The sequence below is a fragment of the Hanstruepera marina genome, from assembly GCF_019880635.1.
Classification (GTDB): Bacteria; Bacteroidota; Bacteroidia; order Flavobacteriales; family Flavobacteriaceae; genus Hanstruepera; species Hanstruepera marina.
In genome coordinates, this window is record NZ_JAINVX010000004.1 from 220,115 (window position 1) to 241,843 (window position 21,729).

At 32.6% G+C, this 21,729-nt stretch carries 24 protein-coding genes; 6 read left to right on the forward strand and 18 right to left on the reverse strand.

Translation table 11 applies throughout. The features are described from left to right. Positions 1-56: 56 nt before the first annotated feature. On the forward strand, positions 57-911 hold the full coding sequence (gene rlmF / locus K7G76_RS11855) for a 23S rRNA (adenine(1618)-N(6))-methyltransferase RlmF (RefSeq protein WP_223034439.1): 855 nt from the start codon (positions 57-59) through the stop codon (positions 909-911). On the opposite strand, the gene K7G76_RS11860 is transcribed toward rlmF, so the two are convergent. From K7G76_RS11860 to K7G76_RS11870, 3 genes are all read right to left on the reverse strand, one after another. After that, positions 908-2,131 carry a class I SAM-dependent rRNA methyltransferase gene (locus K7G76_RS11860; RefSeq protein WP_223034440.1) on the reverse strand — a complete coding sequence of 408 codons (1,224 nt, stop codon included), beginning with the start codon at positions 2,129-2,131 and terminating at the stop codon, positions 908-910. The two genes, rlmF and K7G76_RS11860, sit on opposite strands and share 4 nt — an antisense overlap. Positions 2,132-2,147: 16 nt before the next feature. Beyond that, on the reverse strand, positions 2,148-2,948 hold the full coding sequence (locus tag K7G76_RS11865; protein ID WP_223034441.1) for a hypothetical protein: 801 nt from the start codon (positions 2,946-2,948) through the stop codon (positions 2,148-2,150). An 83-nt stretch (positions 2,949-3,031) separates the two neighbouring features. Further along, the gene (locus K7G76_RS11870) at positions 3,032-5,872 is read right to left on the reverse strand and encodes a M16 family metallopeptidase (protein WP_223034442.1); all 2,841 of its coding nucleotides are present in this window, start codon (positions 5,870-5,872) and stop codon (positions 3,032-3,034) included. A 119-nt stretch (positions 5,873-5,991) separates the two neighbouring features. On the opposite strand from K7G76_RS11870, the gene K7G76_RS11875 reads away from it, so the two are divergent. Beyond that, the gene (locus K7G76_RS11875; RefSeq protein ID WP_223034443.1) at positions 5,992-8,178 is read left to right on the forward strand and encodes a T9SS type A sorting domain-containing protein; all 2,187 of its coding nucleotides are present in this window, start codon (positions 5,992-5,994) and stop codon (positions 8,176-8,178) included. A gap of 4 nt (positions 8,179-8,182) precedes the next feature. Here the strand turns inward: K7G76_RS11875 and K7G76_RS11880 are convergent, their stop codons facing one another. Further along, a complete protein-coding gene (locus K7G76_RS11880) occupies positions 8,183-9,541 on the reverse strand; it encodes a T9SS type A sorting domain-containing protein (RefSeq protein ID WP_223034444.1) in 1,359 nt (452 codons plus the stop codon). A 181-nt stretch (positions 9,542-9,722) separates the two neighbouring features. Between K7G76_RS11880 and K7G76_RS11885 the strand changes: the two genes are divergently transcribed. Together K7G76_RS11885 and K7G76_RS11890 are read left to right on the forward strand one after the other, a co-directional pair. Then, on the forward strand, positions 9,723-9,998 hold the full coding sequence (locus K7G76_RS11885; RefSeq protein ID WP_223034445.1) for a DUF3817 domain-containing protein: 276 nt from the start codon (positions 9,723-9,725) through the stop codon (positions 9,996-9,998). Between the two features lie 4 nt (positions 9,999-10,002). Then, a complete protein-coding gene (locus K7G76_RS11890; RefSeq protein WP_223034446.1) occupies positions 10,003-11,241 on the forward strand; it encodes a mechanosensitive ion channel family protein in 1,239 nt (412 codons plus the stop codon). Here K7G76_RS11890 and K7G76_RS11895 read toward each other — a convergent pair. Both K7G76_RS11895 and K7G76_RS11900 read right to left on the reverse strand, forming a co-directional pair. Beyond that, positions 11,238-11,630 carry an acyl-CoA thioesterase gene (locus K7G76_RS11895; protein ID WP_223034447.1) on the reverse strand — a complete coding sequence of 131 codons (393 nt, stop codon included), beginning with the start codon at positions 11,628-11,630 and terminating at the stop codon, positions 11,238-11,240. The genes K7G76_RS11890 and K7G76_RS11895 overlap by 4 nt on opposite strands. A gap of 3 nt (positions 11,631-11,633) precedes the next feature. Continuing rightward, complete coding sequence (locus K7G76_RS11900) at positions 11,634-12,521, reverse strand: DUF72 domain-containing protein (protein WP_223034448.1); 888 nt, start codon at positions 12,519-12,521, stop codon at positions 11,634-11,636. 173 nt (positions 12,522-12,694) lie between these two features. Here K7G76_RS11900 and K7G76_RS11905 point away from each other — a divergent pair, with 173 nt between their 5' ends. Continuing rightward, positions 12,695-13,108, forward strand: coding sequence for a glyoxalase (locus K7G76_RS11905; protein ID WP_223034449.1), 414 nt, complete (start codon positions 12,695-12,697; stop codon positions 13,106-13,108). Here K7G76_RS11905 and K7G76_RS11910 read toward each other — a convergent pair. The 7 genes from K7G76_RS11910 to K7G76_RS11940 form a co-directional block, all read right to left on the reverse strand. Then, positions 13,101-13,778, reverse strand: a complete 678-nt coding sequence (locus K7G76_RS11910; protein ID WP_223034450.1) for a DUF2461 domain-containing protein — start codon at positions 13,776-13,778, stop codon at positions 13,101-13,103. The genes K7G76_RS11905 and K7G76_RS11910 overlap by 8 nt on opposite strands. 76 nt (positions 13,779-13,854) lie before the next feature. Continuing rightward, a complete protein-coding gene (locus K7G76_RS11915) occupies positions 13,855-14,412 on the reverse strand; it encodes a hypothetical protein (RefSeq protein ID WP_223034451.1) in 558 nt (185 codons plus the stop codon). A gap of 52 nt (positions 14,413-14,464) precedes the next feature. Then, a complete protein-coding gene (locus K7G76_RS11920; RefSeq protein ID WP_255573008.1) occupies positions 14,465-14,596 on the reverse strand; it encodes a hypothetical protein in 132 nt (43 codons plus the stop codon). An 89-nt stretch (positions 14,597-14,685) separates the two neighbouring features. After that, a complete protein-coding gene (locus tag K7G76_RS11925) occupies positions 14,686-14,850 on the reverse strand; it encodes a DUF1328 family protein (protein ID WP_223034453.1) in 165 nt (54 codons plus the stop codon). A gap of 48 nt (positions 14,851-14,898) precedes the next feature. Continuing rightward, positions 14,899-15,804, reverse strand: coding sequence for a mechanosensitive ion channel family protein (locus tag K7G76_RS11930; protein WP_223034454.1), 906 nt, complete (start codon positions 15,802-15,804; stop codon positions 14,899-14,901). Between the two features lie 42 nt (positions 15,805-15,846). Beyond that, a complete protein-coding gene (locus K7G76_RS11935) occupies positions 15,847-16,350 on the reverse strand; it encodes a Dps family protein (protein WP_223034455.1) in 504 nt (167 codons plus the stop codon). A gap of 173 nt (positions 16,351-16,523) precedes the next feature. Next, positions 16,524-17,207 (reverse strand): tRNA pseudouridine synthase A, encoded by a 684-nt coding sequence (locus K7G76_RS11940; RefSeq protein WP_255573009.1) that lies wholly within the window; start codon positions 17,205-17,207, stop codon positions 16,524-16,526. A gap of 200 nt (positions 17,208-17,407) precedes the next feature. Between K7G76_RS11940 and K7G76_RS11945 the strand changes: the two genes are divergently transcribed. Then, entirely contained in the window at positions 17,408-17,839 is a 432-nt protein-coding gene (locus tag K7G76_RS11945) for a hypothetical protein (protein WP_223034457.1), read from the forward strand. A 36-nt stretch (positions 17,840-17,875) separates the two neighbouring features. On the opposite strand, the gene hisIE is transcribed toward K7G76_RS11945, so the two are convergent. Genes hisIE through hisB form a run of 5 tightly spaced genes read right to left on the reverse strand, consistent with a single transcriptional unit; the run spans position 17,876 to position 21,674 of the window. After that, positions 17,876-18,472, reverse strand: coding sequence for a bifunctional phosphoribosyl-AMP cyclohydrolase/phosphoribosyl-ATP diphosphatase HisIE (gene hisIE / locus K7G76_RS11950; RefSeq protein WP_223034458.1), 597 nt, complete (start codon positions 18,470-18,472; stop codon positions 17,876-17,878). Next, complete coding sequence (gene hisF / locus K7G76_RS11955) at positions 18,469-19,224, reverse strand: imidazole glycerol phosphate synthase subunit HisF (RefSeq protein WP_223034459.1); 756 nt, start codon at positions 19,222-19,224, stop codon at positions 18,469-18,471. The genes hisIE and hisF overlap by 4 nt, the downstream gene beginning before the upstream one ends. Beyond that, complete coding sequence (gene hisA, locus K7G76_RS11960) at positions 19,214-19,960, reverse strand: 1-(5-phosphoribosyl)-5-[(5-phosphoribosylamino)methylideneamino]imidazole-4-carboxamide isomerase (protein WP_223034460.1); 747 nt, start codon at positions 19,958-19,960, stop codon at positions 19,214-19,216. The genes hisF and hisA overlap by 11 nt, the downstream gene beginning before the upstream one ends. Beyond that, the gene (gene hisH, locus K7G76_RS11965) at positions 19,957-20,538 is read right to left on the reverse strand and encodes an imidazole glycerol phosphate synthase subunit HisH (RefSeq protein WP_223034461.1); all 582 of its coding nucleotides are present in this window, start codon (positions 20,536-20,538) and stop codon (positions 19,957-19,959) included. The genes hisA and hisH overlap by 4 nt, the downstream gene beginning before the upstream one ends. Continuing rightward, complete coding sequence (gene hisB, locus K7G76_RS11970; protein WP_223034462.1) at positions 20,538-21,674, reverse strand: bifunctional histidinol-phosphatase/imidazoleglycerol-phosphate dehydratase HisB; 1,137 nt, start codon at positions 21,672-21,674, stop codon at positions 20,538-20,540. The genes hisH and hisB overlap by 1 nt, the downstream gene beginning before the upstream one ends. Positions 21,675-21,729: the final 55 nt, after the last annotated feature.

Sequence of the window (21,729 nt, forward strand, 5' to 3'; positions counted from 1 at the left end):
TATGTATGGCTCTATGGTATTTCAATTATATTTGCTTTTATCCAGCATAAATAAACATGCATAAACATAATAAACATCAAAAATCTTATGATTTTAGTGCTTTAGTGAAGGCTAATTCAAGTTTGCATCCCTTTGTGTTTACAAACAAACACAATACAAAAACTATTGATTTTGCTAATGCTGAAGCGGTTTATCAACTGAATAAAGCAATACTCATTTCGGATTATGAATTGATTGATTATCAGTTACCACAGGGTTATTTATGCCCACCAATTCCTGGACGAGCAGATTATATACACCATTTAGCTGACTTATTACAAAAAATGGACTCACAAATAACAGGATTAGATATAGGAATTGGTGCCAATGGCATTTATCCTATTTTGGCTTCCCAAATTTATGATTGGAAAATGGTTGGTTGTGATATTAATCTTGATGCTGTTAAAATTTCACGGCATAATGTGAGTTTAAATGATTCACTTTCAGAAAATATAGACATTCGCCTTCAAGAAAATCCTGCCCATATTTTTAAAAATATTATTAAACCAAATGAGTACTATCATTTTACTATGTGCAATCCACCTTTTCATGCATCTGCAATAGAAGCTCAAAAAGGTACGCAACGTAAATGGAGTAATTTAACGGGTGAATCTAGTTCTGAATTAAATTTTGGTGGGCAAGCTCATGAATTATGGTGCAATGGTGGTGAAGCACTATTTATTAAGCGTATGATAAAGGAAAGTGCACAGTTTAAAGCACAGGTTGGTTGGTTTACAACTTTAGTTGCTAAAGGATCTCACTTGCCAAAACTTATTAAGCAATTAGACAAACTAAAAGCAACTTACAAGATTATTAATATGGCTCAAGGTCAAAAACAATCACGGATTTTAGCATGGCGTTTTGAAGATTAATCGAATTTATAATATCCACATTTTAAATAAGCACCTTCAGGAAATCCTATAGGATGATCCGAGTCGTGTTGCGTCTTTAAAACGACTTTAAATTTTCGATTTGTAGCTTTTAAAACCTGTTGATTGATATCAAAAAACGAATCGGCTAAAACACGAGACGAACATGATGCTAAAACCAATAGACCTTTTTTTGCGGTTAGCTTCTCTCCAAGTCTAGCCAATTGAGTATATTTTTTCTTGGCCAGAGAAATTTCAGATTGTTGTTTTGCAAAGCTAGGCGGATCAATCACAACCACATCAAAGGTTTTTTGGGATTGAATAAGTTTTTCAATTTCTTCAAAAGCATCGCCAGCAATAGTATAATGTTTTCCAGAATAGTCATTGAGCTTGCCATTTTCTACTGCAATCTCTAAAGCCTGTTTACTAATATCCAAACTTGTAACTTCTTTGGCTTGGTTGGCCAAGGCATGAACTGAAAAACCACCAGCATATGAAAACACATCTAAAACGGTTTTGCCTTTACTTAATTCACCTACTCGTTTTCTATTATGTCTATGATCTAAAAAATAACCCGTTTTATGACCTTTAATGACATTAGCAGAAAAATGCACACCATGCTCAATAAACTGAACAACCTCATTCTCTAATTTACCGTAAATAACTTGACCATCTTTTAAAATAGAAGCCGCTTGCTGTAAACTGCGGCTTAATCTTACGACAACAGTTTTTGCTTTAGAGATATCGATTAAACTTTCAATAATTGGCTTTAAATAAGGAAACCAAATAGCTGAATACAACTTTACAACCAGTACATTGGCATAAACATCAGCTATGAGTCCAGGAAAACCATCATTTTCTCCAAAGAGTAAACGATAACTGTTGGTATTGGTTTTTAAAAGCAATTCCCGTTTTTTAAACGCCCTCTGAACAGACTTGTTAAAAAATACACTATCAATTTTTTGCGAGCCGCCATGATGCAGCATTTTTATACGAATAGGTGAAGTTTTATCATGTAAACCAATACCAATAACCGAATCATCACGTTTTCTGAAAATGATACAAATATCTCCTGTCTGTCCTTCCTTGTTCTGTTTGACAATACTGTTTTCAAACACCCAAGGATGCCCTTGCAATACACTGCGTTCGCCATTAGTGTTGAGCTTGATAGCCAAACGATAAATAGGTTTGTTGTATTCTGGTATGCTTAATGAGTTTTTCAAAATAAAAAAGTAATTACTAAATATTTATTTCTATCGGAATTGAATAGCTTACATTAATTTTTGTTTCACCTCGTTTAGCAGGTTTAATTATTATAAAATCATTCTTTATTATCTTTTCAATTTTCTTGTCAAGAGAAGTATTGCCAGTATGGCTAATTACGGTATTGATAATTCCGTTTTCATTAATATTTATTTCAACAATACTTGATATTTTATGTTTTATAAATTTACTTTTTTTAAGTTGCTCGTATAACAGATTATTTATGGCTATTTTGAAACATTTTTTAAAATCTTCAGCTTTTTCACATCCTTCACAAACAGCATGTTTAAAATCCCAGTCAGCTAGATTTGGATATGGAGTATTTTTTGGGTCAAATTTAGTTTTAGCTCCCATCAAAGAATACTTTCCCTCTTCTCTTTTAATTCTTACATAAAAACCCCATGACCGAGTTATTGGTTTAGATTTCTCTTTAGAGAATGCTGGTTCTATGATCGGAATATTTTCAAGTGCTTTATGGGTAATGAGCTTTAATTGTTGATTTTCAACTTCATTTTCCAAAACAGTAGCATTTCCTAAATTGTCAACACGAATTAATAGCTTGATAATTTCTTTATCAAAAAGAACCTCACTTTTATTTAATTCATTAATAATTAGATTACCTATTGCTTTTTCAAAGCATGAGTCTTTGTCTTCAGCATTTTCACATCCGGGATAAGTAAAAGCTATTTCATTTAAATAATCTAAATATGTTTTCTCTTGTCCTTGAATATTGAAGGTAAAAAAGAATACGAGAAAATTAAGTAGTAATTTCTTCATTTAGTTTCAGCTTTTAATAGGCTAAAATAAAAAATGCACAGCAAACAAAAGCCTACTGTGCATTTATATTATTTAATAAGTTATTATTTTGAGATAACAGGATTACCAAAGATATCCAATTCAATAACGGTTTTGCCCAGTTTTTGAACTTCGTCCCATTGCGTGGCTTTGTCACCAACAACAACATAAATCATATCGTCCTCAACTAGATATTTATTGATAATGTTTTTGTAATTGTCAACTGTCATGGCAATAAGTTCGTCTTGGTCTTGCTCTATATAATCCATGGCATAACCATATTTGCTAATATTGCGTAAAATGCTCAACTTGGCTCCTAAACTTTCGTAAGCTCTGGTATTGGCTTTTAACAACTTGTTTTTAGTTAACTCGACTTCTTCTTCACCAAAACTTTCAGCATACGTGACTAACATATCTTCAATAATTTCCAAGGATTTTAAAGTAGCATTGGCTCGTACACTTGAGCGAACGGTGTAAGGTGCAATTTCTAAACTATTTCCAACTCCAGAATAGGCGCCATAAGTATAACCTTTTTCAATTCGCAAGGTTTGAAACAAACGTCCACTTGAGCCTCCACCAATAATCTCGTTGGCAAAATCTAGATTGTTTGCTTCAGGATTTTTCGCTGATAATGCCAATTTTCCAATATTTAAAACCGATTGTTTAGAGTCTGGAACATCTATAAAGAAGAGTAGGTCCTTTTTATCGTTACCGGAAATAGTGTAATCTAACATTTCTGGTGCTTCTCCTGTCCAATCATTTAGAGTAGCTAAAACGTTCTTCGTTTTTTCAGGAGTAATGGCTCCTGCAATATGAAATGACGCATTAGCCGGAACCAAGTTTTTATAATAGGTTTTTAAATCATCCATTGTAATATTTTCAACGGTATTCAACATACCGCTTCCTGGTACAGCAAACGGATGGCCGTCTCCATACAATAATTTGTTATAAGCCAGACTAGCAATAGCATTTGGGTTGGCTTCACGATCTTTCAATCCTGTTTCTAAAGCTTGTTTTAATCGTGCATATTCACTTTCGTCCCAACGTGGTTCCAAAAGAATTTCTTTTACCAATGCTATGGTCTCTTCAAAGTTTTTTGTTAAACAAGAACCTGTAATGTGAAAATCTTCGTTAGCACTATACATACCAATACTTGCACCTAATAAACCTATGGCCTCCTCTAATTCAGCTGGTGTTTTAGTAGCAGTACCTTCCATCATTAAATCACTCAACAAATTAGCAACTCCAGCTTTACCTTCCGGATCTAATACATGACCACCTGGAATAGTAATATCAAACTGTACTAATGGAATTTCGTTGTTTTCAATACCAAATAAATCCATGCCGTTTTCCAGTTCTGCGGTCCAAATATCAGGCATTTTAAATTTTGGTAAATCACCGAACGGCGGTTCACTTCTATCATATTTGCTTGGTGTTTTTTCGTACTCGGCTTCTTCACCTTGGCTAACCTCTTCGCTGGCAACGTTCTGTTTAACTTCTTCAATCCAAACGGTTGCCTCATTAGAGTTTTCAACAGCTAAATCTAATTGACCTTTCGGTACAACGCTAGTCATTACATAGTTCTTACCTTTTATATATTGGTTGTAAACACGCATAACGTCTTCGGCCGAAACTGCATTTGTTAATTTCGCTGTTTTGGTAATATAACTAGGGTCTCCTCCAAACTCATTATCCTGTCCTAATTGAAAGGCTTTATTTAAAACAGTACTAATTCCTTGATATAAGTTGGTTTCCAATTCCGCTTTAATGCGCTTTAAGTCACGCTCATTAACACCTTCGGTTTCAAACTTCTGCAAACCAGTATTGATTGCAGCTTGTACAGCATCTAGATCGGTACCAGCATTCGCACGTACACGGAAAATGAACTCTCCAGCTAGTTCACTGCTATATTGATAAGTTCCAATATTAGGCGCTAATTTCTGTTCTTCAACTACTGTTTTATACAACGGTGATTTTTTACTGCCACTCAACAATTGGCCTAAAATTTGAAGTGCATAGGAATCTTTATTGTATTCTTCAACTGTTGGATAAACCATTCGAAGCTCTGGTAACTTGGCAAAGTTATCTTCAAAATACAATGATTTGGTCTCGCTTAAAGTCACTAGCATTGGATTTTGCTTTTCAACTTCAGGACCACTAGGTATTTCACCAAACCACTTCTCTACTTGTTCTTTGGTTTCATCAAAATTTATATCACCTGCAATAACCAACGTAGCATTGGCAGCACCATAATATTTCTTGTAAAACTCCTTAACATCATCAATAGTAGCAGCTTGTAAATCAGGTAAAGAGCCTATAACTGTCCAATTATAAGGATGTCCTTCTGGATATAAATTTGAACGAATAATTTCATCGGTATAGCCATAAGGTGCGTTATCTACACGTTGGCGCTTTTCATTTTTAACAACTTGTTTTTCACGTTCTAAAGCCGCTTCGGTAACTGTATTAATCATATATCCAAAGCGATCAGAATCAATCCACATGATCTTCTCAAAAGCATCTTTTGGAACCACTTCATAATACACGGTATAATCATTTGATGTGCCTCCATTACGGCTACCTCCCCATTCTGGAATCATTTTCCTGTTGGCCCCCACAGGCACATTTTCAGAATCGTTGAAACTCATATGTTCAAAAAAATGTGCAAAACCTGTCTTTCCTGGTTTCTCACGATTTGAACCCACATGCATGATAGTGGCAACTGCGACTATAGGGTCGCTTTTATCTTGGTGTAAGATGACTTCAAGACCATTATCTAAAGTGAATTTTTCATAATCGATAGCAAATTCTTTTTCAACTATTTCTGCTTGGGCTGTTTCTTTATCGTCTTTACAAGAAAGAGCAACCAATAAAATAGCAAAAAGGCTTAATTTTAAAATACGCATGGTTTAATATTTTTGATTGAAATAAAACTTAATCTATAAATGTCAGATTTTTATCGATAGAATCGACGAAAAGAGAGTATAATTAACATTTTTTTATACATTTAAAAAAATTTTAAAACATGCATAAAATTACCCGTATCATAGTCTTTACAATTGTTCTATTAACTTTTAAAACTCAAGCCCAACAGTCTGTTGCTAGGGAATGGAATGAACAATTGTTAGAGGCTATTAGAAATGATTTTGCAAGACCTACTGTTCATGCGCGGAATTTATTTCACACATCATTGGCTATGTATGATGCCTGGGCTGTGTTTGACCCACAAGCTGAAACAATTTTTTTGGGTAAAAATTTTGGAGGTTACTCGTGTGCTTTTAATGGAATAGCTACACCTAGTGATGTAGAATCTGCAAGGCATGAGGTTATAAGTTATGCTATGTTTCGATTACTGAGCCATAGATTTCAAAACTCACCAGGTTCTGTAGAAACATTAGCTGCATTTAATAATCACTTTACATCTTATGGTTATGATGATACATTGACATCTACTGATTATAGTTCTGGCTCTTATGCTGCATTAGGTAATTATTTGGCTAGTGAAATAATAGCTTTTGGAAATCAAGATGGTGCGCATGAAGAATCTGGATACAATAACCTTTATTACTCACCACAAAATCCACCTTTAGTTTTAGAGTTGTATGAAGATAATACTGCAATAGACCCAAGTAGATGGCAACCATTAGCTTTTGATGTTTTTGTGGATCAAAGTGGAAATGTTTACCCTTTAAATACCCCAGATTTTGTTAGCCCTGAATGGGGTGAAGTTGTTCCGTTTAGTCTTACGAGTGATGAACTTGAAGTATTAAACAATGGGTTTGACAGCTATATTTATCATAATCCCAGTCCTCCACCAACAATACAAAACTCTAATGAAGATGGATTTGATGACCCTTACAAATGGTACTTTTCATTAGTGGCTTCATGGTCTTCACATTTAGACCCCAATGATGCAACTATGATAGATATTTCGCCTAATGGTGTTGGAAACGTAAATTTTAATGATTTTCCACAAACATTTGAAGAATACCGTTCCTTTTATGACTATATGGAAGGAGGTGATCCTGGCACTGGACATAGCATAAATCCTTATACAAATATGCCTTATACTCCACAAATGGTTAAGCGAGGAGATTATGCACGAGTGCTTGCAGAATTTTGGGCTGATGGTCCAGATTCTGAAACTCCACCTGGTCATTGGTTTACCATTATGAATTATGTTAGTGATCATCCATTGATTGAAAAGCGTTTTAATGGTCAAGGCCCTATTTTAAGTAATCTGGAATGGGATATAAAATGTTATTTAACACTTGGTGGTGCTATGCATGATTGTGCTGTAACCACTTGGGGCGTTAAAGGATACTATGATTATATTCGACCAATTTCGGCTATTCGCTATATGGCTGGGAAAGGTCAAAGTTCTAATGCAGCATTACCCAACTATGATCCTCATGGCTTACCATTAGTTCCTGGAAGAATTGAACTTATTGAATCTGGCGATCCTCTTGCGGGTTCTGGTGATGAAAACGTTGGACAGATAAAGATATTTGCTTGGAAAGGTCCTGATTTTATTGCAGATCCAGATACAGATGTTGCACATGTAGATTGGATTTTAGGGACGCATTGGTGGCCGTACCAAAGACCTACTTTTGTGACTCCTCCTTTTGCTGGCTATGTATCTGGTCATTCTACGTTTTCAAGAGCAGGTGCTGAAGTTTTAACATTATTGACTGGTGACGCATATTTCCCTGGAGGTATGGGAACTTTTGAAGCGCCACAGAATGAATTTTTGGTTTTTGAAGAAGGGCCTTCAGAATCTTTAACGTTACAATGGGCAACTTATAGAGATGCATCAGACCAATGTAGTTTATCACGTATTTGGGGTGGCATTCATCCTCCTATTGATGATATTCGAGGACGAATAATTGGCGAGGAAATTGGGGTTGAAGCTTATAATTTAGCTTTAAGCTATTTTAACGGTACTTTAAGTACTGATGAATTTGCCCAAATTGATGATATCATATCAATTTATCCTATTCCATTTGAAAACGAATTTACTGTGAAGCACCATTTAAATGAACCTCTTAAAATGGAACTATATAGTATTGATGGTAAAATTGTAAAAAGCGATACTATTTTGACCAACAACCAAAAGGTTACAATAACTTCACTACAAAAAGGCATCTATTTTGTGAGATTAAGTAATTCACAAAATGAAATAGTAAGTATTAAAAAAGTTATAAAGCAGTAAGGAGTTAGTCTATTATTAACTTTTTCATTAAGGACTGATTCTCATAATAGACTTTAAGCATATATAATCCTGAACTAATGGTACTTAAATCTATTTGATTAAGACCTTTGTTTAAGCTTTTTGATATAACTGACTGTCCATTTATGTTGTAAATCTCAAAATGGCTCGCAGTATTCGTTATACTAATATTCAGTATATCGGTAACTGGATTTGGGTACATTTCAAAAGCTATATCGGCTTTAATATCATCTTTAACATTCAATGCATTACACTCTTGAGGTGTTTCCACAAAAGTTGTTGCGGCATCTATATTCCAGTCATTTAAATACACTGCATCTATATCATCAACAAATAAACAAGTCATATTTGGATTATTTGTTGCGTTAAAATCAGAGATTTCAGAATTCATTGCATTACGTATATCAACTGAATGCAGATTATTACCATCAAGATGTACGTACTTTAAGTCTGAATTATTAGATAAATCTATTTCTGTCAATTGGTTTCCACTAGCATAAAACAATAACAAATCATCAGCTGTGCTTAATTCAAAATCTGAAATAATATTGTTGTTACATAATAATCGCTTTAAAAACCCATTAGAGCTTATATCAAGTTCACTTAAATCATTACCACTAGCATCTAAATATTTTAAGTCAAAACAATTAGAAATATCTAATGTTTGAAGATTATTGCCACCACATGAAATAGATTGCAATAAACTGTTGTTACTGATGTCTAGATTTGTAATATTATTTTCTCCACAAAACAAGGATTCCAATAATACATTGTTATTGAAATTCAGTTCAGAAAGATTGTTTGAGTAACACCAAAGCACTTCTAAATTTAAATTTTGAGATATATCAAGTTCAGAAATATTGTTCAAATTACAGGATAACAACTCTAATTCTAAATTATTAGAAATATCAAGCTCATCCAATAGATTATTACTGATGTAAACTTGTTTTAAGTTTACATTGTTTGAAATATCCAACCCTTCAATACTATTGTTTTCAATATCCAAAACCTCTAATTCTAAATTATTCTGAACATTTAAATACTCAATATTATTAAAATAGCAATACAAATATTTTAAATCGATAAAAGCTTCAATGCCTTCTAAACTGGTTATATTTTTATTGAAAATATTTAGAGTAATAACGCCTTCGGCATCAGTGTTTAGTATGTTTCCGTTAAAACCATTGGAATCAATATTAGCTTCAATTAAAGCTTGTTCAAAACTTGGATCAGGAATTAAAGTCGTTTGAGAAAAAGTGGTACAATGAAATATTATAACACATAAAATGGTTACTATACGATTAGATGCTAATATTACTAGTTTTGAGGCCACTACTGAATACATATTCGTTTCTGGCGCTAAAAATATGCGTTACAACCTCTTGTAACGATTATATTCGTTATTCGTAACTTTTAATCGGTAACCGACTTGATTGTATGATTTTTACAGATTAAAAACACTTATTCATAAAATTATAGAATTGTAGTTATAGGAATTGTATTTTTGTACCTATAAAATTTAACCTATGTTACAATTGTTTCGTGTCATTGCACTTTTTGAAGGTATTTCATATATATTATTACTATTTATTGCTACTCCAATAAAATACTTTTTAGATGAACCAAAATATGTAAAATGGCTTGGCATGCCTCATGGTTTGCTGTTTATTGCCTATATAGTGTTAGCTGTAATAGTTGGGGCAAATTTAAAATGGGATAAAAAAATAATGCGCGTAGTATTATTGGCTTCAATTATTCCTTTTGGTACTTTTTATGTGGATAGAGCATATTTAAAACAATAAAAACATGTCCAAATACTCACGTTTTTTTTACGATTATTTTATAAGTTCAAATATATCTGAATCTACAGCAGAGTTTTTGAACATGGCTATACTTTTGGTTATACTAATTGTAGTGTTATGGATTACTGACTTCATTACAAGAAAAGTATTGGTTCAAGCGTTTAATAATTTTGCCTCAAGAAGCTCTACCAATTTTGATAATTTATTAGTTAAACATAAAGCTCCAAGGAATATTGCCCATATTGTTCCGCTTCTAATAACTATTAAATTCTTTCCAATTGTATTTTATGATTACCCGCATTTTGAGCAACCCATAGAAACCATTTTAAAACTTTACACAGTTTTTTTAATCATCTGGATTATTAGAAGTGTTTTAAAAACCTTTGAGTCTTATTTTCAAAGTATAAAAAGATTAAAAGACAAGCCTATAGCAAGTTATATACAGGTTGTAATGATTGCTCTTTGGGTTTTAGGCATTGCTGTAGCTGTAGTTATTGTAACTGATATTTCAATACTAAAATTTTTCACCACACTAGGAGCTGCATCTGCAGTAATGCTATTGATTTTTAAGGATACCATTTTGGGTTTTGTAGCCAGTATTCAGTTTGCCGTTAACGACACTATTAGAATTGGAGATTGGATAACTATGACAAAATATGGCGCTGATGGTGATGTTATTGCTATAAATTTGAATAATGTACAAGTTCAAAATTTTGATAAAACCATAACTATTATTCCAACTTATGCTTTTATTAGTGAAGCGTACACCAATTGGCGCGGCATGGAAGAGTCTGGCGGAAGACGAATAAAAAGGTCATTAACAATCAAAGCCAATAGTATTACCTATTTAACGGATGAGGATATTCAAAAACTTAAAACAATAGATTTAATAAGTAATTATATTGAATCTAGACAAGACGATATTAATGCTTACAATGAAAAAATTGGCGCCAATAAAGAATTGTTAATTAATGGTAGAAACCTAACTAATCTAGGTGTATTTAGAAAATATGCACAAGAATATGTCACCAACCATTCTGCCATTAATAAAGATATGACCATTATGATTAGACAGCTTGCGCCAAATTCAAAAGGAATTCCTTTAGAGGTTTATGCCTTTAGCAGTGATAAACGTTGGGCAAACTACGAATACATTATGGCCGATATTTTTGATCATTTACTAGCCGCTGTACCCTACTTTCAACTTGAGATTTTTGAGGATATTTCTGGTAAGGTAAACTAATCTGTTTCCAATCTATCCTTTACAAATTCAACTTGGGTTTTACCATGAGGTTTTGGTTTTCCTTTTTCATCCAGATTTACCATTATAATTTTATCTATGGTCAATATGGTTTCTCGGGTCATTTTATTTCTGGCTTCACAGCGCAAAGTGATTGAAGATTTACCAAATTTAACAACCTCCATTCCCAACTCAACTATATCACCTTGTTTAGCAGAACTCATAAAATTGATCTCTGATACAAATTTGGTAACAATACGTTTATTTTCAAGCTGAATTAAAGTATACAAGGCTGCTTCTTCATCTATCCAAGCCAATAATCGACCACCAAATAATGTCCCGTTAGGATTTAAGTCTTCAGGTTTTACCCATTTTCTTGTGTGAAATCTCATGTTTTAAAGTAAGGTTTGTTGCGAATCATCATTGGGGATTTTCAAATTACACCCTAATTCAGCATTTAATTTTTTTATAAAATAGGCAGAAAGCAAAGGTGATTCTTTCTCTATATTTTGGTGTACAAAAAAATCTATTTCCTTTATGCCCTGCTCTTGCCATTCTTTTAACCTAGTAACCCAATCATCTAATCGTGAATAATCACTCGGATGATTAGCGCCAACGTACCTAACAAATGCTGTTGGGTTGGTTAATCGCATGTGCATTAGATCTCTTCTTCCAGCAGTATCAACAATAACGTTTGAAATATTATTGGATTCCAGTAAATCATACAATTGATTTGAAACGGCTTCATCATTGTACCAATCAGTATGCCTAAACTCAATGGCCAATGGCAACTCTTTTGGCCAACTTTCAACAAAGTGGACCACCCTGTCAAAATCTTTTGGCGCAAAATTATTGTGCATCTGCAAAAAAATTGTTCCCAACTTTTCTTTTAGATTGGACGCATTGTAGAGGTAATTTTCAACAACAGCTTGTACGTCGTTTAGACGTTTCCAATGGCTAATTTCCTGATTGAGCTTAGGGAAAAACTTAAAACCTTCTGGTGTTTTCTCATACCATGCTGCAAATTGTTCTGGAGAAAAAATCCTGTAAAACGTTGCATTCAATTCTATGGCATTAAACTGTCTGGAATAATAGCCTAATTCATCTTTAGTTCCTCTGGGATAAAAACCTTTCAAATCGGCTTTGTTCCATTTGGCACAACCAACATATATACTGGGAACATTATCATCTTTTACCCTATTCAATACCCGTGCTGTATCAATATGATCGGGTTTTAGAGTAAAATCTATGCTTTCAGGATTGTCAACGCTTCCAAACTTCATTTTATCGGGTTTTAACCAAAGATAATGGTTACAATTATTAAAATAAAATACTTTAAATAATTAAGCTTGATTTTAAAATGCAAAGAATCTATTGTTGATAACGCTGTTAATATTGAAATTGAAGTTGACCGGTATAAGCTATTTGAATTTATATTTTTAATAAAACTAAAATCATGAACCGATCTACAAGCCTATTGCAATGCCGACCAGAAATTTCATCGGCATTATTTTTTGACACCATGAGTCCTGATGAACGTTTTCAAAACAAGACTTTACGACCTATAATTAAAATGCAAAGTGATTTGTTTGTGGCTGTATTTAAAAACTATGCTGCCAAGCACAAAAATGTTTTTTATGGTTTATCTGTTGAAAAGCAGATTCACTACATTGAAAATGCTATTCACAAAGACATGAAGTTTAGAAACTCACTAAAAGGAATGATAATTGGTCAATTTACTGTAGAGGAATATAGTTTTTATATAACCAACTCTTCAGCTTTGAATAAACGTATGATGAATATTGTTAAGGAGCGTTTTATTAGCGACATTCAATTATTCCAAAAAGATACAGTTTTAGAAGCTATTTGATAAGTGATTCGCCATTTAGATTTGTAGTGAGTACATCGCTCATGTAATCAAAAAAAGGTCTAACAGCCTTAAACGAATTATTAACTTCGTCCAAGAAATTATTGGACAAGACCTCTGAATCCTTATATTTTTTGGTAAAAATGTATTGTTTTTTTCTAATTAAATCTATGTCTGGATGATTTTTATCAAAATCTCTTGGTGCTGATTTTAGTTCGTCGCCCACCAAATTCCCCCAAATAGTTTTAAAAGAAACCTCATTCATAATATCCCTCATTTCCGAAGCATCCATTTCAAACTCCTTTCGCATTCTTAACAAGTCATCTTTATTAGGTTCCCAAAAACCTGTAGCGATAAACGATTCATTGTTTGGAGCAATATGCAAATAGTAACCACCTCTAAGCTGCGGTTTTTTTCTATGAAATGAGCCGCCAAAATGTGTTTTGTAAGGCTGTTTGTTTTTTGAAAAGCGAACATCACGGTATATTCTAAATATTTTGGAACTGTCAACATCATCGTGAGTCTTTAGCATAGTAAATAGCTCATTATAGAAAGCCTTTACTTGTGTTTCTAATGCTTTAAATTCTTTTTTGTTATCGTTAAACCAGTCACGATTATTATTTTTTTCTAATTTCTTTAAAAAGTTTAAGACGCCTTTGGAAAGTGTTTTCATACCAAATATTTTTTATAAAGTTATAAAAAAATGCCTCAATAAAATTGAGGCATTGTTATTAATCTATAACAGTCTATTATTTACTAGACTTTAGAGTCATAAATTTAGTTGTCATTAAAGAATTGGATTCCGTATCATAATATTCTATAACGAAATTTCCTTCGTCTGTAAAATACCCAATGCCCGAATAATCCTTATTGTTAAAAATATAATATCTGTCATCCAAACTTGTTTTTAAGGCATTACCAAAAACACTTTTAGAACTATTGCTAGTTACCGAAAATCCGTTAGATTTTTTTATAAAATCATACTCCTTTCCATTTCTAATATAAGTTACCAACTCAATTTCAGAATCGTAAAACGGATCATTATCATTATCAATTGCAATGGTTTTAGTCACCGTTTTATCGTCATGAATAACCATATCCTGATTTACTTTTCCGGCATCAGCCTTATCAAGCTTTATTTTCTTTTCTTCTTTTGTTGTTACTTTAATTTTGTTTTCTACAACCTTCTCGCCATTGTTAATCTTAACGGTTTTTACTTCAGTTGTTTCAGACATGTCTTTTGGTTTTTCTTGTGCAAATAGAGCACCAGAAATTAAGAATACTGATATATAAATTAAATTTTTCATTGTTAAATAGTTTTTAAGGTTAATAATATAGTTTCAAATAAGGAAATGGTAATTAATCGTCTACTACATCTTCAACGGCATCGCCAACTTCATCTGCAGCATCTTCTACATCATCTCCAACTTCCTCTACTGTTTCTTCAATTTTTTCACTTGGTTCTTTTTCATCTCTACATCCTGTAAACACAGTTGATACAGCGAATAAGAAAACAAATGCTACTAATATTTTTTTCATCGTATTTAATTTTAATGGTTAATAATCTCTTGTTTTTGTTTCTATTTAGTGCTCAATAAACCCTTTAGTAAGGATAAAACAAACAGTACTAAGAAAACAAAGAAACATATTTTAGCAATTCCTGCTGATGCTCCAGCTATTCCACCAAAGCCAAGTATTCCAGCTATAATTGCAATTATTACAAATGTGATTGTCCAACGTAACATAATTTTTGTTTTTTAAATTAGTATTAAGGCTTTTATTTTTAGCCTACTCTAGTTATTAGAGAATTCTTCTTGAAATTTGACAGGATTTTCAAACTTTAGTTTGTTGTCAAATTGTAAAGTTCGAATTGGGAATGGTATAATTATACCAGCTTTATCATAAGCTTTTTTTATCTCGATAATGGCCTGTGTTTTAGCACGCAGTTTTTCCAACATGCTTTCTGCATCAATCCAAAAGCGGCATAAGTAGTTAATTGAGCTATCACCAAATTCTGTGAAGTAAAATTCTACATCTTCAGCAGATTCTACTTGTTCAAAAGTTTTAGCAATAACCTTTTTAGTTAATGATTCTACTTGTTCAAGGTCAGAATCGTAATTAACACCACATTCTAAAAACACACGCATTTTTGTTGTTAATGAATAATTTTTAAGTGGGTTTTCAAGAATCATCTTATTAGGAATGACCACTATATTGTTATCGGCTTCCTTTAAAGTGAAATCTTTCATATTAATATCTATTACTTCACCCGAATATCCATTGGTTTCTACCCAGTTACCAATTTGAATTTTCTTTCTAAACGATAGAATAATTCCAGAAATGGTATTCGCCAAGGTCCCTTGTAAGGCCAAACCAATGGCTAAACCTGCAACACCGGCACCAGCTAACAATGATGTAAGTGCTTTGTTTAAATTCATTATTCCTAACGCTAGAAATAATCCGGCTAAAACAACTACTACAGCAGTTATTCTAGAAATCATACTACTTACCGCTTCATCACTAACACGTTTGTCTACGATTTTTTTAGTAAGCTTGTTTACATATTTAGCGATAAAAAAAGCAGTCGCTAATACTATTAATGCTAGTAAAAGATTAGGAAGATATTCCACTATTGTATTAAACCAACCTTTTAATTTGCTTACTAAATTACCAAATGCTTCTGCTAATTGCTCTTTCATTGTTCAATGCTTTTAGTCGTTAATAATTCAGTTAGGCATATACTAAACTTCCATAGGCGCTTCTTTTAAAGAGTCTTTAGTGTCCTTTAACCAAGCATCTAACATCCAGCTTGTTTTTTCCAATTCTCTAATGTAAGCACCTATCAAATCAATTGTTCCTTCATCTGAAACAGATTCCGCTTTTTTAATTACTTGACTCATTTGCTTTAAAAGAATTTTATGGTCACTTAATGTTTCTTTTACCATATCAACATCGGTCTTTAAATTGTCTTTTTCTGTTATGGCAGACACTTTAAAATAATCTTTGAATGTACTCATTGGATGAAATCGTAATGTTAATATTCGCTCTGCTATTTCATCAATTTTTACTTTAGCGTCATTATACATCTCTTCAAATTTCATATGCAAATCAAAGAAGTTCTTGCCCAAAATATTCCAATGGTTACTTCTTAACTTTTGATAGTATATATGGTAATCTGCTAATAGTGTATTTAATTCTTCAACAACTGGTATTAGATTTTCATCTTTCATATTCAAATAACTCATAATCTTACTTTCTTTTTTGGTTTTACATTAATTACGAGTATAAACTATGGGCTAGATGAGAAATGTCAAGCGATTTAACAAGCTTTAACGGCATTAAGATTTATTTAACTTAAATTATGTTAAAGGAAATATGGTACTGTTAAACAATTTAACAGAAATTACATCAAGTATTTCTATATAAATTCAACTTTATTTAGGATTAATCCCGAAGCTGGAGCGATATAGTTTATTGGTATATTATGATTAGGATGTAGACTGTCCTCTACATCCTGAAGCGATAACTCGCCTTTACCGACTTGTATTAGCACTCCCATCATTAGCCTTATTTGGTTACGCATAAAACCTTTGCCTTTTACACGTAACAAATAAGATTCTTCAGGAAAAAAACTTGCAGTAAACGTTTTGTTTTCTGTTATTTCGCAAACATCAATTTCCCTATCATAAACACCTTTGTCTGTAGCTTTATAGCAGTACGATTTTAAATAGTGTTTCCCTTCAAACAGTTTAGCTGCGATTGTCATTTGCTCGACATCCAAATCATCTAGAATTGTTGTCATAATAGGTGCGCAAAACGGATGGAACTTACCACCACAAGCAAAAACATAGAGGTACTCTTTAACTTTTGAATCTTGAATGATATTGAAGTTTTCTGTAACAGGCTCAATACTTAAAGCACGAATGTCTTGGGGCAAGTTGTAATTAAACAGCTCTAAAAAAACATTAAGGTCTTCAATTTGGTGGTATATAAACAATTCGAAAGCTGCTTCATTAGCAGAAACCATGGCATCTGTTCTACCTGAAGTCAGTGTTTTAAAACGTATACCTTCTAATATATAATTTAAGGTTTTATCTATCATTAAGTGCAACGTTTTTAAATTAGGCTGCTTTTGCCAACCATGGAATCTGTAACCCAAGTATTGACATTTAATAAGATAATAGAAACGCTTTTTTTCAAACACTTTATAGAATTTTAAAACCGTTCGAAATTACTGTATTTTAAGTATCTAACAAATTTTTTATAAATTGTAATATATAAACTAACTAAATACTTAAAAAAATGACTGAATCAAACAAACCTGCAATCTGGTTTTGGATTGTAAGCATTATTGCTTTGTTATGGAACTTAATGGGTGTTAATGCCTATATTCAACAGGCTTACAGAACAGAAGCTGTTATGTCTCAAATGACACCTGAACAAATTGCTTTACTTGATGCTAGACCAACTTGGGTAACTGCACTATTTGCTATAGCTGTTTTTGCTGGAGCAATTGGTTGTTTATTATTGCTTTTAAGAAAAAAGCTAGCCACTAATGTTTTAATTTTATCTTTTTTGACAGCGACAATTCAGCAAATATGGTGGTTCACAACTGATGGGCCTACAACTATGGATCAATTTTCAGGGACAATCATGCCTATCATGATTATTGTTATCTGTTTATTTTTAGTATGGTTCTCAAAAAAATCTGCTGCTAAAGGTTGGATTTCATAATTGAATCTATAAAGATTAAAAAAGGCATTAGAAATTCTAATGCCTTTTTTTTAAGACCTTTTCAATATCACATAATTTATAACCTTTAGCTTGCAATAAAATTAAATAATGAAAGAGTAAATCAGCACTTTCATTTAAAAACAAATCATTATTGTCGTCTTTAGATTCGATAACTAATTCCACAGCTTCCTCACCTACTTTTTGCGCTATTTTATTAATGCCTTTTGCAAATAATGATGCCACGTAAGATTCATCTTCTAAAGAATTATTTCTTCTGTTTTCAATTATAGATTCCAATTTGGAGATAAATCCATGTTTTGATTTGTTTTCTTCATTCCAGCATGTATCAGATCCTTTATGACAAGTTGGTCCTTCTGGATTTACTCTAATAAGTAGCGAATCGTGATCACAATCTGATTTAACAGATACAAGGTTAAGTACATTGCCACTCTCCTCGCCTTTTGTCCATAGTCGATTTTTAGTTCTGCTAAAGAACGTCACCAACTTGGTTGACTTTGTTTTTTCTAAAGCTTCTTTATTCATATAACCTAACATCAGTACAGCGTTAGTTACATCGTCTTGTATAATTGCTGGAACTAGTCCGTCGTTATTTTTGTTGAAATCTATATTCATAGCCTAACTTCTATATTTTTATTCTTTAGTTCTTGCTTCAAATCAATAATATCAATTTCACCAAAATGAAATACACTTGCTGCTAAAGCTGCGTCGGCATTACCTCTTCTAAAAACATCAGTAAAATGCTGAACTGTGCCCGCTCCACCAGATGCTATTATTGGTATATTAACGAGTGTTGATAATTTGGCTAATGCACCATTTGCAAAACCTTTTTTAGTTCCATCATTATTCATAGAAGTGAATAATATTTCTCCAGCACCAAGTTGTTCGACCTCTTTTGCCCAATCAAATAGATTGAGTTTTGTACGAATAGTTCCACCGGCTAAATAAACTATCCATTCATCATTATTTTTTTTTGCATCAATTGCCACAACAACACATTGACTTCCATACCTGTTGGCCAACTCGTTTATTAATTCTGGACGCTTCACTGCTGATGAGTTTACCGATATTTTATCAGCCCCATTTTTAAGCAATATATCCACATCTTCTACAGATGAAATACCACCACCCACAGTAAAAGGAATATTTACTTGTTCCGCCACCTTTAAAACTAGATCTTGCATAGTTTTACGTCCTTCTCTTGTAGCCGAAATATCTAAAAACACTAATTCATCAGCTCCTATCGTTGCATATTTCTTGGCTAAAGCAACAGGGTCACCGGCATCACGTAAATCCATAAAATTGATGCCTTTTACGGTTCGTCCGTTTTTAATGTCTAAACAAGGAATGATTCTTTTAGTTAGCATTAATAATAAAATTTTCCAGTTCTCTTAATGATATTTTATTCTCGTAAATAGCTTTTCCTATGATTGCTCCTTCACAACCAATACTCTTTAGATTTTGTAGGTCTTCAATTTTAGTTACTCCTCCAGAAGCTATTAAATTTAGAGATAACGTATTTAGATTTGTTTGGCAATATTTTATTATTCTTTTGTAGAGCTCTTCTGATGCCCCCTCTAACATGCCATCTTTAGAAATATCAGTACAAATCACATAAGTAATTCCAGCCTCTAGGTATTTTTTAATGAATGGTATTACATTAATATTACTCTTTTCTGTCCATCCACTTATAGCAATTTTTTGCTTGTTACAATCAGCTCCAAGAATTATTTTTTGAGCTCCATAACGTGAAATCCAATTTTTGAAGGTGTCTTCATGCTTAACCGCAATACTACCGCCAGTAACTTGTTTCGCCCCAGAATTAAAGGCAATTTGTAAATCCTCGTCTGATTTTAATCCTCCTCCAAAATCAATCTTCAAATTTGTTTTTGAAGCTATCATTTCTAATACTTTATAGTTAATAATATGTTTTGCTTTAGCCCCATCTAAATCTACTAAATGAAGATACTCTACACCAGAATCTTCAAATTGCTTCGCTACTTCCAGTGGGTTTTCGTTGTATACTTTTTTGGTGCTATAATCACCTTTCTTAAGCCTAACGCATTTTCCTTCTATAATATCTATTGCTGGTATTATTCTCATAATTCTAAAAAATTTTTTAAAATTTGTTCTCCTGCCTGACTACTTTTTTCTGGATGAAATTGTACACCATAAAAATTATTTTTTTGCAAAGCAGAAGCATACTCTAATTGATAATTGGTTGTTGATATACACTCTTGACAATTTTCAGCATAATAACTATGCACTAAATACATAAATTCATATTCATTTACATTTTTAAATAATTCAGATTTTAAATTATAAATAGTATTCCATCCCATTTGAGGCACCTTTGAACTTGTACTAAATCGTTTAACCTTCGTGTTAAAAATCCCGAGTCCTTCTGTATTGCCTTCTTCAGTTTCCAGGCACATAAGTTGCATGCCTAAACAAATTCCCAAAACAGGTAGCTTAAGTTTTGGAATCAATATATCGAGACCACTGTTTTTAAGCATTTTCATAGCTGAACTCGCTTCTCCCACACCAGGAAATATAATCTTATCTGCCGATTCAATTTTTTCAGGATTATTTGATAAAATGGCATCAACTCCCAGTCTTTTGAACGCGAATTGTATACTCTTTATATTTCCAGCACCATAATTTATGATTACAACATTCATTATAATACGCCTTTAGTGGATGGTAGAATCATTCTTTCTACATCGCGCTTTATTGCCATTTTTATAGCTTTAGCAAAGGCTTTAAAAATGGCTTCTATTTTATGGTGTTCGTTAGTACCTTCTGCTTTAATGTTGAGATTGCATTTGGCGCCATCTGTAAACGATTTAAAAAAGTGCATAAACATCTCTGTAGGCATTTTACCAACCATTTCACGTTTAAAATCAGCCTCCCAGACCAACCAGTTTCTTCCTCCAAAATCAATAGCAACTTGTGCCAAACAGTCATCCATAGGCAAAGAGAAACCATAGCGCTCTATGCCTAATTTATCGCCTAACGTAATTGCAAATAGTTCGCCTAACGCTATTGCAGTATCTTCAATGGTGTGGTGTTCATCAACCTCTAAATCACCGTTAACCTTAATATTTAAATCTAGTTGACCATGTCTAGTTATTTGATCCAGCATGTGATCGAAAAACGCAATACCTGTGTCTATTTTGCTTTTTCCAGTTCCGTCTAGGTTCAAATAAATTTCAATATTCGTTTCGTTTGTATTTCGTTTAATACTGCCTGTTCTATTTTTGGTTTTAAGAAATATGTATATTCTCTCCCAATCATTACTTTCCAATGCTATAAACGAATCTAGCTCATCTCCATGAACGGTAATCTCATTGGCGCCTAAATTGGTATTATTATTTATAAAGATACCTTTAGCCCCTAAGTTCTTTGCCAGTTCTACATCTGTAAGGCGATCACCAATAACAAATGAATTTTCTAAATCGTAATCATTAGAAAAATATTGAGTTAGTAAACCCGTATTTGGTTTACGAGTTGGTGCATTTTCATTTGCAAAAGTTCTATCAATAAATTGTTCTTTAAAAACAATGCCTTCTGCTTCAAATGTTTTCAATATAAAATTGTGAACTGGCCAAAATGTTTGTTCTGGATAGGTTTCTGTTCCCAATCCGTCTTGATTTGTAATCATTACTATTTCAAAATCAAGTTCTTTTGCAATTTTACTTAAGTATTGAAATACTTTTGGATAAAACACTAGCTTTTCAAAACTATCTATTTGCTCGTCTGCTGGTTCTTTAATAAGTGTGCCGTCTCTATCTATAAATAATACTCTTTTTTTCATATTTATCTTGTTTATATTGTAAAATCAGGAATCTATTTGATTTATACTCTATTAT

Excerpts from the sequence above, each read along its gene's own strand:
- K7G76_RS11935 (WP_223034455.1), bottom strand. The coding sequence starts at position 16,350 with ATGAGTTATTTGAATATGAAAGATGAAAATCTAATACCAGTTGTTGAA.
- hisF (WP_223034459.1), bottom strand. The coding sequence starts at position 19,224 with ATGCTAACTAAAAGAATCATTCCTTGTTTAGACATTAAAAACGGACGA.
- K7G76_RS11870 (WP_223034442.1), bottom strand. The coding sequence starts at position 5,872 with ATGCGTATTTTAAAATTAAGCCTTTTTGCTATTTTATTGGTTGCTCTT.
- hisH (WP_223034461.1), bottom strand. The coding sequence starts at position 20,538 with ATGAATGTTGTAATCATAAATTATGGTGCTGGAAATATAAAGAGTATA.
- K7G76_RS11915 (WP_223034451.1), bottom strand. The coding sequence starts at position 14,412 with ATGAAAAATTTAATTTATATATCAGTATTCTTAATTTCTGGTGCTCTA.
- K7G76_RS11930 (WP_223034454.1), bottom strand. The coding sequence starts at position 15,804 with ATGAAAGAGCAATTAGCAGAAGCATTTGGTAATTTAGTAAGCAAATTA.
- K7G76_RS11905 (WP_223034449.1), top strand. The coding sequence starts at position 12,695 with ATGAACCGATCTACAAGCCTATTGCAATGCCGACCAGAAATTTCATCG.
- K7G76_RS11865 (WP_223034441.1), bottom strand. The coding sequence starts at position 2,948 with ATGAAGAAATTACTACTTAATTTTCTCGTATTCTTTTTTACCTTCAAT.
- K7G76_RS11875 (WP_223034443.1), top strand. The coding sequence starts at position 5,992 with ATGCATAAAATTACCCGTATCATAGTCTTTACAATTGTTCTATTAACT.
- rlmF (WP_223034439.1), top strand. The coding sequence starts at position 57 with ATGCATAAACATAATAAACATCAAAAATCTTATGATTTTAGTGCTTTA.
- hisA (WP_223034460.1), bottom strand. The coding sequence starts at position 19,960 with ATGAGAATAATACCAGCAATAGATATTATAGAAGGAAAATGCGTTAGG.
- hisIE (WP_223034458.1), bottom strand. The coding sequence starts at position 18,472 with ATGAATATAGATTTCAACAAAAATAACGACGGACTAGTTCCAGCAATT.
- K7G76_RS11910 (WP_223034450.1), bottom strand. The coding sequence starts at position 13,778 with ATGAAAACACTTTCCAAAGGCGTCTTAAACTTTTTAAAGAAATTAGAA.
- K7G76_RS11885 (WP_223034445.1), top strand. The coding sequence starts at position 9,723 with ATGTTACAATTGTTTCGTGTCATTGCACTTTTTGAAGGTATTTCATAT.
- K7G76_RS11925 (WP_223034453.1), bottom strand. The coding sequence starts at position 14,850 with ATGTTACGTTGGACAATCACATTTGTAATAATTGCAATTATAGCTGGA.
- K7G76_RS11890 (WP_223034446.1), top strand. The coding sequence starts at position 10,003 with ATGTCCAAATACTCACGTTTTTTTTACGATTATTTTATAAGTTCAAAT.
- K7G76_RS11940 (WP_255573009.1), bottom strand. The coding sequence starts at position 17,207 with ATGATAGATAAAACCTTAAATTATATATTAGAAGGTATACGTTTTAAA.
- K7G76_RS11945 (WP_223034457.1), top strand. The coding sequence starts at position 17,408 with ATGACTGAATCAAACAAACCTGCAATCTGGTTTTGGATTGTAAGCATT.
- K7G76_RS11880 (WP_223034444.1), bottom strand. The coding sequence starts at position 9,541 with ATGTATTCAGTAGTGGCCTCAAAACTAGTAATATTAGCATCTAATCGT.
- hisB (WP_223034462.1), bottom strand. The coding sequence starts at position 21,674 with ATGAAAAAAAGAGTATTATTTATAGATAGAGACGGCACACTTATTAAA.
- K7G76_RS11900 (WP_223034448.1), bottom strand. The coding sequence starts at position 12,521 with ATGAAGTTTGGAAGCGTTGACAATCCTGAAAGCATAGATTTTACTCTA.
- K7G76_RS11895 (WP_223034447.1), bottom strand. The coding sequence starts at position 11,630 with ATGAGATTTCACACAAGAAAATGGGTAAAACCTGAAGACTTAAATCCT.